This is a genomic window from Clostridium gallinarum (assembly GCF_014836325.1).
Taxonomy (GTDB): domain Bacteria; phylum Bacillota; class Clostridia; order Clostridiales; family Clostridiaceae; genus Clostridium; species Clostridium gallinarum.
Window position 1 is genome coordinate 1 of the sequence record NZ_JACSQZ010000046.1, and the last position, 12414, is coordinate 12414.

Annotated in this window: 9 protein-coding genes; 2 read left to right on the top strand and 7 right to left on the bottom strand. The window is 27.0% G+C overall.

Annotation, left to right across the window (positions count from 1 at the left end; all coding sequences use genetic code 11):
* Positions 1-93: 93 nt before the first annotated feature.
* Both H9660_RS11745 and helD read right to left on the bottom strand, forming a co-directional pair.
* Complete coding sequence (locus H9660_RS11745) at positions 94-1266, bottom strand: FprA family A-type flavoprotein (protein ID WP_191750569.1); 1173 nt, start codon at positions 1264-1266, stop codon at positions 94-96.
* A gap of 102 nt (positions 1267-1368) precedes the next feature.
* Positions 1369-3648 (bottom strand): RNA polymerase recycling motor HelD, encoded by a 2280-nt coding sequence (gene helD / locus H9660_RS11750; RefSeq protein WP_191750570.1) that lies wholly within the window; start codon positions 3646-3648, stop codon positions 1369-1371.
* Positions 3649-3889: 241 nt separating this feature from the next.
* Between helD and H9660_RS11755 the strand changes: the two genes are divergently transcribed.
* The gene (locus H9660_RS11755; protein ID WP_191750571.1) at positions 3890-4513 is read left to right on the top strand and encodes a GntR family transcriptional regulator; all 624 of its coding nucleotides are present in this window, start codon (positions 3890-3892) and stop codon (positions 4511-4513) included.
* Positions 4514-4659: 146 nt separating this feature from the next.
* On the opposite strand, the gene H9660_RS11760 is transcribed toward H9660_RS11755, so the two are convergent.
* From H9660_RS11760 to H9660_RS11780, 5 genes are all read right to left on the bottom strand, one after another.
* Positions 4660-6015 carry a PFL family protein gene (locus tag H9660_RS11760; RefSeq protein WP_191750572.1) on the bottom strand — a complete coding sequence of 452 codons (1356 nt, stop codon included), beginning with the start codon at positions 6013-6015 and terminating at the stop codon, positions 4660-4662.
* A 24-nt stretch (positions 6016-6039) separates the two neighbouring features.
* Positions 6040-6309 carry an ACT domain-containing protein gene (locus H9660_RS11765; protein WP_191750573.1) on the bottom strand — a complete coding sequence of 90 codons (270 nt, stop codon included), beginning with the start codon at positions 6307-6309 and terminating at the stop codon, positions 6040-6042.
* A 602-nt stretch (positions 6310-6911) separates the two neighbouring features.
* A complete protein-coding gene (locus tag H9660_RS11770) occupies positions 6912-7583 on the bottom strand; it encodes a Crp/Fnr family transcriptional regulator (protein ID WP_191750574.1) in 672 nt (223 codons plus the stop codon).
* 396 nt (positions 7584-7979) lie between these two features.
* On the bottom strand, positions 7980-9617 hold the full coding sequence (hcp, locus tag H9660_RS11775; protein ID WP_191750575.1) for a hydroxylamine reductase: 1638 nt from the start codon (positions 9615-9617) through the stop codon (positions 7980-7982).
* Positions 9618-9880: 263 nt separating this feature from the next.
* Positions 9881-11224: an MATE family efflux transporter gene (locus H9660_RS11780; protein ID WP_191750576.1), complete on the bottom strand. Its 1344-nt coding sequence runs from the start codon at positions 11222-11224 to the stop codon at positions 9881-9883.
* Positions 11225-11371: 147 nt separating this feature from the next.
* Here H9660_RS11780 and H9660_RS11785 point away from each other — a divergent pair, with 147 nt between their 5' ends.
* A complete protein-coding gene (locus H9660_RS11785) occupies positions 11372-12265 on the top strand; it encodes an AraC family transcriptional regulator (protein ID WP_191750577.1) in 894 nt (297 codons plus the stop codon).
* Positions 12266-12414: the final 149 nt, after the last annotated feature.

Sequence of the window (12414 nt, forward strand, 5' to 3'; positions counted from 1 at the left end):
ATATACAATCAATCCATTGTAAATGAAAAGAAAGGAGCTTCGCTAGCGAATTTTTTATCCGCTAATGCGACAGCTCCCTTTGTTATTATTTTATTACATTAATTCTAAAAAACTATTAACTGTTTCTTCAGCATTTTTATAATCTTCTTCTGATGGTACAAAACAGAAAGATATTCCAGGATCTACAACTTTAAATTTTAAATCTTTAAGTCTTGAAGTAAGCATTTTCACGCCTTCTCCACTCCAACCAAATGATCCAAAAGCTAATGCAGCTTTACCTCTATTAATTATAGGATTAACTACTGAAAGTAAGTCCCATGATGGTTTAACAGCATCTTGATTTATTGTTGGAGACCCAATCATAAATCCTTTTGCTTTTTCTATCTTACTAACACATTCTTCTAATGAAGAAGAAGTTATTTCTGTTATTCCAGCTTTATATCCTTTTTCTTCTACTTTTCTCTTTAAGAAATTAGCCATCTCTTCAGTATTTCCATAAGCTGAAATATAAAATATCTCTACTTTTTTATTATCTATTGGCTCTTCAGTAGCCCATTCTCTATAAAGTTCTAAAATTTTCTCAATATTTCTCATATGAACAGGTCCATGACTTGTTGCTATACAATCAATCTCTAAATTTTTAATCTTATCAAGTCCCATTAATACAAATCTTTTAAATGGTCCCATTATACAATCGAAATAATACTTCATTTCAACAAAATAATCTTCATCTAAGCTTGAAGTTATAGTCCCTTCTGGACAATAATGTGATCCAGTAAAATCACATGTAAATAATAAGCTTCTTTCTTTAATATAAGTGAACATAGTATCTGGCCAATGTAAATTTGGAGCTGTAATAAACTTAAGTGTTATCTCTCCAAGATTAATTTCTTCTCTAGCTTCTATATAATCAAAATCTCTATTTAAAATATTTTTCAAGTAGGTAATAGCAGCCTTTGTTCCAACGATTTTTGCATTAGGATAATCATTTATTAATTTAATTAAAGTTCCACTATGGTCTAATTCTGTATGTTGTACTATAACATAATCAACATCCCTATTACCAATTACTGATACTAAATTTTCTTTGAATTCTTCATAAAAACCATTTTTAACTGTATCTATTACTGCAACTTTTTCATCATTAATTACATATGAGTTATAAGTTGTTCCCTTTTTAGTTTCCATTATAATATCGAAAACTTTTAAATCAGGATCTTTTACTCCAACCCAGTAAATTTTATCTTTTAATTTTTCCTGTATCATATCCCTACCTCCATTTCAATTCACCATTTCCATCATAGTAATATTTTACCATAGTGTCATTCTTCAAACAATTATAAAATTCGACTATTTACTAGTTTTAATCTATATCATTTTAGTTAGATTATTAATTTCTATAATATATTCATAATGTAAAGCTCTTGTCAATGAAACATATAAAAGCCTTTGATCTAATATATTATCTTTATAATTTAATTCACTTGGATTATAGATTATTGTGGCATCAAACTCTAATCCCTTAGTTAAATATGATGGAATTATTGCTATATCATCATTATTTTCTTTTTCATTCCCTTTTATTAGAGATATTTTTATTTTTGCTTCTTTTTTAAGTAATTTTTCTAATTCTTTCCCTTCTTCTAAGGTTTTAGTAATAATAGCTATACTATTTTTCCCTTTTTCATTAATTTCTTTTATTATTTCATTTATTTTTAAAGCCCCTTCTTTTTCACTTTCACATTTAATGATTTTAGGTACTTCACCATGCCTTAACACAGGTTTTGCATTTTTTAAATTTAAATTTTGAGTTTTTAAAGCTTTATCAGCAAAATCTATTATTTCAACTGTTGATCTATAACTTTGAGTTAATTGAATAAATGTAGCTTTACTATCAAAAACTTTATCAACTATATCCTGCCAATCCCTTATTCCTTTATAATAGTATATTCCTTGTGCAATATCTCCAACTAATGTTAAAGAATTTCCCTTTGTTAACTTATTTATTAAGTAAATTTGAAATGGATTATAATCTTGAGCTTCATCTACAACTATATGTGAATATTTTTGTTTTTCTTCAACACCTTCCAAAATCATATTTATATATAAAAGAGGTGCTAAATCATCTTCATCAATTAATCCATTTTTATTATTTTCTTTTAATTCTTTCTTCATAAAATCATAAAGATCCTTTGGAATTTTTCCCAATGTAGCTATTTCAAAGAATTCTTCATTTTCAAATAAATTATAATATATGTCCTTTGATGTTATTCCTCTCCAATTTTTAAAGTAATCATTCATTACCCTTTTAGAGTTATTCTTTATATTTTCCTTTATAGTATCCCTTTTAGAATAAACATCAATTAATTTTTTTCTTCTCTCATCAGAATCCTCAAAACTTGATTTTATTTCTTTTATTTTAGGAGCCCAATCTAAATCTACTTGTATGCAAAGTAATTCTATTTTTTCTTTTATTTTTAAATTTAAATATCTTTTTATCTCATCTTTTCTTTTATTTATTGGATAGCTTTTTAAATCCTTTAAATATAATCTCATTATTTCTCTTTTATTAAATAAAATATAATCCTCAATAATAATATCTTTTATATCTATGGATGCACTTTCTAATAAAGAAATATATCTATCTATAATATCTTTAAATATTAATGTTCCTTTTACTTTAGATGAATTTATTATAAATCTACATTCTTCTATATCATTTTGTTCTATAATATATTTTAACTTTTCATCTTTTCCTTTAATCTTAATTCTACCCTTTAAATGTTTTAAAGCTAATTCTTCAAATGTAGTTTGATTTACTTCATTTACACCTAGATTAGGAAGAATTTCTGAAATATAATCTAAAAACAATTTATTTGGTGCTAAAACTAGAATATCTTTTCCTTTTATTGTTTCAGAATATCTGTAGATTAAATATGCTAATCTATGTAATGCAACTGTTGTTTTTCCTGATCCAGCTGAACCTTGGACTATAATTGGAAGATTTTTAGGCCATCTTATAATTTCATTTTGTTCCTTTTGAATAGTTGCTACTACTTCTTTTAGCTTTTTCCCCCTACTTTCTTCTAAGTTAATTTTTAAAAATTCATCTACTAAATCTGCTTCTTCTAAACCGCTTTTTAATATAATTTCATTTATACCTTCATCAAATACATCCTTTAGAGAATCTTCCTTAAATAAGAATTTTCTTTTTAAAGACAAGTTACCTTCTACTATTCCATTAGGAGATTTATAATATGCCTCTCCCCCTGTTCCACTATAATAAAGATCTGCAACTGGAGTTCTCCAATCAACTACTATTTCTTCTCCATCTTGACTTGAACTTATAGATTGTTTTCCAATATATATACTTTCTTTTTGCCCTTTTGCTTCCCTAAAATCTACTCTCCCAAAATAAGGAGTTTTAATTGCTTCCTCATATTTATTTATATCTTTTTTTAATACAGAATAAATTTTTTCTGTTGTTTCTTTTTCTTGATTATAGCTTCCTTTAGCTTCTTTCATAAGATATTTAAGCTTTTTATCTATAATTTGAAAATTTTTCATCTTATCTGAAAGTTCTTCATTTATTTTCTGCCTTTTTTCTAGTAAAATCTCTTTTTCTAGTACTAAATCTTCTTTCTCCATAAAATACCTCTTATTTAAACTAATCAACTAATTATAAATTAAGTAAAATTTAAATTCAATAAACTCGTCTTCATTATAATAATTAGTATAATAGTTAAATCTTTCTATATTGAAATTATCTACTTTTAGCTTGATAAATATTCCTTTATTTAGTAAATTCTTTATTTAATATGTAGATTTTATAATAGTTTTACTTTCCTCTTTTCTATGTTAGAATTTGAATATAAAGGAGTGGATAACTTTGTCTAAACAAACTAAAACACCTAACTATATCAAAATTGCTGTAGATATAGCTCATAGAATAGTAAATAATCAATTCATCGAGGGAGAACGAATAACAGGCAGAACAACTTTAGTTAGTATATATAATGTATCTCCTGAAACTATAAGAAGATCTTTAGCTTTGCTAAAAGATATGAATGTTGTTACCATTAATGAAAAAAGCGGTATTATTATAAATAGTAAAAATTCTGCTAAAGAATTTTTAAATAAATTTAAAACTAAATCTGATTTTACATATTTAAATAACGAAACCTTTGATTTAATAAAAAAGAGAAAAGAAATAGATTCTAAACTAGAAAAAAACATTAATTCTATAATAGAATTTGCTACTCAACTTAGAAATGTAGGTTCAATAATTCCCTTTGAAAGCATAGTTGAAAAAGATAGTTTTGCTGTAGGTAAAAGTATTGGAGAACTAGACTTTTGGCACAACACAAAAGCTACAATTATTGCAGTTAAGAGAAATGGAGATATGTTCTTATCACCAGGACCATATTTCATAATAAATGAAGATGATATTATAGTATATGTTGGTGATGATTCTGTTTTAGAAACAGTTAAAAACTATATTTCATTACACTAGGATTTTCATAATGAAAAATTAAAAATGTAGAATGTAGAATTAAGGAAAAAATCCTTCGGATTTTAAATAAAGTGTGCTTTGCACCAATTAAATTTAAGTTTTGCTGTGCAAAACCTCCTTAATTTTACATTCTTAATTATACATTCTTAATTCTTAAACGAGTGTATTGGTGCTGGTATTCTTCCCCCTCTTTTTATAAATAGTGAAGATGAATATTTATTTGCAGGCATAACTGGAGCTGTCCCTAAAAGCCCTCCAAATTCCACTAAATCACCAACTTTACATCCAGGGGCAGGTATTACTCTTACAGCTGTTGTTTTATTATTAATCATTCCAATTGCTGCTTCATCTGCAATCATAGCTGCAATAGTTTCTGCAGGTGTATCTCCTGGAACAGCAATCATATCTAGTCCAACAGAACAAATCGCAGTCATAGCTTCTAACTTTTCTAAATTTAAAGATCCCTTTAATACAGCATCTATCATTCCTGCATCTTCAGAAACTGGTATAAATGCTCCACTTAAGCCACCAACATGACTACATGCCATAACTCCACCTTTTTTAACAGCATCATTTAATAATGCTAATGCTGCTGTTGTTCCATGAGTTCCTACTACTTCAAGTCCCATTTCTTCTAAAATATGAGCAACAGAATCACCTACTGCTGGAGTTGGCGCTAATGATAAATCCACTATGCCAAAAGGTACTCCTAATCTTTCTGATGCTTCCTTTGCTACAAGTTGTCCCATTCTTGTTATTTTAAATGCAGTCTTCTTTATAGTTTCAGCTACTACATCAAAAGATTCACCCTTAACTTTTTCTAAGGCTCTTTGAACAACTCCTGGTCCACTTACTCCAACACTTATTACTTTGTCTGCTTCTCCAACTCCATGGAAAGCTCCTGCCATAAAAGGATTATCTTCTACTGCATTACAGAAAACAACAAGTTTTGCACATCCAAATCCCTTTGTGTCCTTTGTATATTCAGCAGTTTTCTTAATTATTTCTCCCATTTCTCTAACTGCATCCATATTTATTCCACATCTTGATGATCCTACATTTACCGAGGAACAAACCTTACTAGTTTTAGCTAAGGCTTCTGGAATTGAATTAATAAGAATTTTATCTCCCTTTGTATAACCCTTTTGCACTAAAGCTGAAAATCCACCTATAAAATCTACTCCTAAGGTTTCAGCAGCTTTATCTAGTGTTTCTGCAAATTTAACGTAATTTTCTTCATCCGTTGCACCTGCAATTATAGATATTGGAGTAACTGAAACTCTTTTATTTACTATTGGAATCCCAAATTCATTTTCTATTTCCTTACCAACCTTAACTAAATCCTTAGCACTACTTACTATCTTGTTATATATTTTTTCTCTTGCTTTATCTCCGTCTGAATCTATACAATCTAATAAAGATATTCCCATAGTTATAGTTCTTATATCTAGTTTTTCTTCTTCTATCATTTTTATTGTTTCTAAAATATTATTACTATTCATTTTTTAACCTCCGTATCCTACATTTTATAAAGTGTGCATAGAATTAAATATTTCTTCTCTTTGAATCTTTACTTCAACTCCTAATTCTTCACCTTTAGATACTAATGAATTTTTAATAATATCAAAACTTGAATTAGATTCCTTTAAATCTAACATCATAATCATAGTAAAATACTTGTCCATTATAGTTTGATTTACATCTAAAATATTAATATTTAATCTTAATAATTCATTACTTACACCTGCAACAATACCAACTTTATCTCTTCCTATTACTGTTAAAATTGCTTTCATAATATCAACTCCTATTATCCATTATTTTCTATAAAAAATTTAATATAATTTTATCCTTACAAATGTTCTTTGTCAATTTAAGTGAGAGTCCAAATTTTATATTTGGGTACTCGAACTTACTCATTCGACGTTAGGAGAAGGAGTTTCCTTTATAAAATCTTTGATTTAGTTAGAGGAACTTACTCCTACGAACGAATGTGAGTAGTGAGTTTCCTTTATAAGAAAGTAAAAATTAAATATTTAGTTAATCAAATATTAATTATTACTTTCAGTACTAAAACAGTAAAATTTAGAAAACAAAAAAAGCACAAAAATAAGTTTGTTCCTTATTTTTATGCTTTTTATAAATGTCTCAGCACATTAAATAAATTATAGTATAATTCTACCATATATTAGATAATATGTATATAGTCTTTATATTATTATATGCTATTTTATTACTTTAATATCTTCCAAAATTTTTTATTTATTTTTGTTTAATATTCTAAACTTCATAAATCTCATTTAACTTATAATATTTGTATATTATAAAAGTATTGTTATCTCTTTACAATTTATATATAGCAAAAAGAAACTAGGTAAACTATAGTTTTAAAGCCTGCCTAGTTTTTAAACAGTTCGTCTTCTAATCCTTCTAAATCTATAATTTTAATTTCTTTTAAATTAAAATCAATTATCCTCATATCTTTCATTTTAATAAGTTCTCTTGAAAGTGATGGTCTAGGTATTCCTAGTTCTTCTGCAAGTTCTTTTTTTGACTTTATTTTATAAACATAGCTATCATTTCTCTTATAGTTATCTAAAAGAATTTTGCATATTTTTCTTCTAATAGAATCTAGCTCTATTAAGTTTATTTTTCTATTTAAAATTACTACTTTTTGAGAAAGTAGTTCTAAAAGATTTTCTGCAAATCTAGTATTTTTTTGCATTATTGCTAAAACACTATTTTTAGGAAATGATAGAACTTTACAATCTTCAACTGCCATAACAGTTGCAGGATATTCTCTATCTTTTGAAAATAAAAGTGCTTCTGCAAACACATCACTAACATTAAATTTAGATAATGTTAGGACCTTACCATTTTCATATATTGTTTGTATAACTGCCTTTCCTTCAAGTATTACAGATAAACTATTACACTTTTCTCCTTGATTAGCAATTACATCATCTTTCTTATAATCTCTAACTAAATAAAGCTCACTTTTTAAAATATTATCTATTTCAACTTCTGGAATTCCCTTAAAAAAGCAAGTATTTTTTAATACTTCTAACATTTATATCCCTCTCTTATTTTTATATCTATTTTAAATTTATTCTATATCATTAACTTTATCAAATAGTACAAAAAAAATCTATTATAAAAAAGTGTTAAAGTATCATATCCAGGTTCCGCCTTACAGCTCCAAGTCACCTTGCTATGATATTTTAAAACTTACACAAACTGAATGTCAGAAATTATAAAAATGTTATTCACAGGGTAACATTTTATAACTGGTCTAAAGAATAAAAAAAGAGATAACCATTATATTGCTGCCTCTGTTGCATACTCTTCAAGTCAACCTCATACAATGTTTATCCCTTCAGAAACTGAAGGAAAGAAAAAAACTCCCGCAGGAGTTTTTTCATTAATTTTTAATTTTTCATTGAACTACAGTCACTTTAAGTTTATATTATGCTAAAAACATTTTTAAATCATCTTCTACGTTTGTTATTCCACCAATTCCAAAGTTTTCAACTAATACTTTTGCAACATTTTGTGAAAGGAATGCTGGTAATGTTGGACCTAAGTGGATATTCTTAACTCCAAGATATAGTAATGATAATAATACTATAACAGCTTTTTGTTCATACCAGGCTATATTAAAGGCTATTGGTAAATCATTTATATCTTCTAATTCAAATACTTCTTTAAGTTTTAAAGCTATTAGTGCTAATGAATATGAATCATTACATTGTCCTGCATCTAAAACTCTTGGAATTCCACCAATGTCACCTAAGTCTAATTTATTGTATTTATATTTTGCACAACCTGCTGTTAATATTACAGTATCATTTGGTAAAGCCTTCGCAAAATCAGTATAGTAATTTCTTGACTTAGCTCTTCCATCACATCCTGCCATTACGAAGAATTTCTTAATAGCTCCTGATTTTACTGCATCTACAACCTTATCTGCAAGTTGCATTACTTGATTATGTGCAAATCCTCCAATGATTTCTCCATTTTCTATTTCTGTTGGAGCCTTACAAGTTTTTGCAAGTTCAATTATTTCTGAGAAATCTTTAGCTTGTCCATCAACACCATCTATATGCTTACATCCTGGGAATCCAGCTGCTCCAGTTGTAAATACTCTTTCTTTATAGCTATCCTTTGGTGGTACTATACAGTTTGTTGTCATTAAAATTGGTCCATTAAAGCTTTCAAACTCTTCTTTTTGTTTCCACCATGCATTTCCGTAGTTTCCTACAAAATGATCATATTTCTTAAATGCTGGGTAATAGTGAGCTGGTAACATTTCTGAGTGAGTATAAACATCTACTCCTGTTCCCTTTGTTTGCTCTAATAATTGTTCTAAATCCTTTAAATCATGTCCTGAAACTAATATTCCTGGATTATTTCTAACTCCTATATTAACTTTAGTCATTTCTGGATGTCCATAAGTTCCAGTATTAGCACTATCAAGTAAAGCCATACCGTCTACCCCAACCTTACCTGTTTCTAAAGTTATTGCAACTAATTCATCTACTGTTAAATTATCATTTAATAATTTAGCTAAAGTTTCTTGCATATATGCATTTATTTCTTCATTGTCATAGCTTAATTCATTAGCATGCTTCATATATGCTGATAAACCTTTTAATCCATAAGTTATAAGTTCTCTTAAACTTCTTATATCTTCATCTTTAGTTGCTAATACCCCAACTTCTTTTGATTTTGCATCATACTCTTCTCTCGTAGTAGCTGTCCATAATGCAGCTTCTGATAATCCATCTTTATTTGATAACTTATTTAATAAGTCTTCCTTTATTTCTAAAACTCTTCTAACTCTTTCATAGAATATTTCATCATCAAAGTTAGCATTAGTTATAGTTGTAAATAAGTTTAATGTAATGAAGTGGTTAATTTCAGTTGAAATTTCCTTTCCTTCTTTTCTAAGTCTAGTTGTAACCTCTGATAATCCTTTTGTTGTATATACTAATAGATCTTGCATTCTAGCTAAATCTGGTGATTTACCACAAACTCCAAATTGTGTACATCCTGTACATCCTGCTGTTTCTTGACATTGGAAACAAAACATCTTATTTTCCATTAAGAAAACCCTCCTTGATAATTCAAATATTTATTTACTTTATGAATTCATTATATAAGGATTTTCTATATAACTCGGTAACATTAGTTACTTTAATTAAAAATTTTTTAATTATATTTTATTCTCTAGGAAATTATAAAAATCTTACCCTTTGAATAATATTTTTATAATTTCCTTCCTTCAGTTTGTAAAGAGATAAACATTGTATGACGGTGACTTGGAACGCATGCGACAGAGCAAGGAATATAATGTTTATTTCTTTTTTACTTACTTATAACAAAGGATTTTCCTTTCCACTTTCCTGTTTTCCATCTAATTAATACAAGTATCGCTCTAAACCACTCATCAACTGTAAATCCTATCCAAGCACCAATTAATCCAAGACCTAGCTTTAATCCTAGAAGATAAGATAATCCAACACCAAATATCCACATAGAAAAAACCCCTATATATACAGGAAATCTTACATCTCCAGCTGCTCTTAAACCACCTATTCCAACTATATTTATACATCTTCCTGGTTCTAATATTATTTCAATTAAAAATATTTTTATTGCAATAGAAATTATCTCTTCATTATTTGTTAAAAATCCAAGTATTCCTTTTCCTACTATTGCTACAATACAACTCATTATTATAGAAACCACTAAAGCTCTTTTTAAAGAATATATAAGTAATTTAAATGCATTTTTCTCATCTTTATTTCCAATAAATCTTCCTATAAAAATACTAGTACCTTGTCCAACTGCCGATGAAAATATATAACTAAAACAAATTATAGTTCCAACATAGCTTTTTGCTGCTATACTGGTAACCCCCACTAAGTTTATAATACTAGTTATAGCTAATTGAGATAAATTATAAGAAATTTGTTCCGCAGCTGATGGAATCCCTATTTTTAATATATTTATAAAATGAATCTTAGGAAAAGGCTTAAACATACTTATAGTTAATTTATTAAAAATCAATTCATAAGTTAGCTTTCCTAATATTATTAATCCAATAAATTTACTTAAAACAGTTGCTGTTGCTGCACCTGCAACCCCCATTTCAGGAAATCCAAATTTACCAAATATTAAAATATAATTCATCACAACATTTGCCAGGTTCATTGTTATAGTTACATTCATACAAGACTTAGTCAGACCATGAGCTCTTAATATTGCTGTAAAGGTCATAATTATAGCTTGAATAAATATAAATCCTCCAACTATACCTAAATATTGAAGCCCAAGATCTAGTACTTCAGTTGGACTATTTAAAAATTTAAGAATATTAGTACCACCTATAACCATTAAAATACTCAATATAGCACCTATAAGTCCATTAAATCCAACAGATATTCCTGCAACTTGTATTATAGTTTTCTTATCACTTTTTGCTCCTATATATTGTGATATTAAAATAGATGTTCCTGCTGTTATTATTGCAAAGATTAAATTTAACATCCAAATTATCTGATTGGTAACTCCTACAGCAGCTACAGCATTATCAGAATATTTTCCAAGCATCAAAATATCTACGCTTCCTAAAAGTGATAATAAGGCACTTTCTACAAAAATAGGCCATGTTATTTTCTTTAATTCACTCGTTATTTTTATATCCATATATCCTCCATAATTAACTTTATAACTTCATAATGAAATCTTTTTCTTTTTGTATTATACTGTTATTAAAGCTAAATTACTCGGTTAAAATTGCTTATATATATGACTATATTGCTATTTAAATATATAAAGGGGTACAACTTTACTATGGATAATTTAAGTTATTTAAATCTTAAAGAACAAGTTAATCATGGAAATATTCAATTACCTTTAGAATTATATTCTGTAGAATATGAAAGCTCCTCAGATTTCTATTCTCATTGGCATGATGAAATGGAATTTATTTATGTTATTGAAGGAAACTGCGAAATTTGTATAGACTTCAAAACCTTCAAAATATCTACTAATGATTTTATAATTATTCCTAAAGGTGCTATTCATTATATGATGGGAAATGACAATGACAAAATTTCTTTTATTGCTTTAGTTTTTAATCTTTCTCTTATTGAAGGAAATAATCTAGATTATTCTCAAATTAATTTTATAAATCCAATACTCCAAAACAAATTATTCTTCAAAAACTTAATTACTTTTAATGATTCTAGCTATAGTGATATAATAAATTCATTTAATTTATTAGCAAAATCTTATAAAGAAAAAGGGTACGGTTATCAATTAGCAATTAAATCCTATCTTTTAAATATATTTTATTTATTATTTAAAGAAAATTATATTACTATAAAAATAGAAAATGAAAATTACAATAATTTGATTAAAATTGAAAAATTAAAGGAAGTTATAAAATTTATTCAAACTAATTATAAATCTCATATCTCAACTAAAGAACTAGCAAACATAGCAAAATACAGCGAATATCACTTTTTAAGATTCTTTAAAAATGAAACTGGAAAAACTTGTACCCAATATATTAATAACTTTAGAGTTGAAAAAGCAGCTCTATTGCTTTCTAATACAAACCTATCAATTACAGATATAGCTTACGAAGTGGGATTTGGAGATATTTCTTATTTTATAAAAATCTTTAAAAAACAAATGTCTATTTCACCAGCTAAGTATCGAAATGAACTGTTTAGAAATTAAAATACAGATATCACAGTTTTCTCTATCGCTACCTAAATAAACAAATAGAAGATTATAAAATAACATATAACAAAGAATTAATGTAATAATTGACATCACATTAGTTCTTAATTATAATCTTTGTAAAGATAAGAAAGTGAGGAGTACTT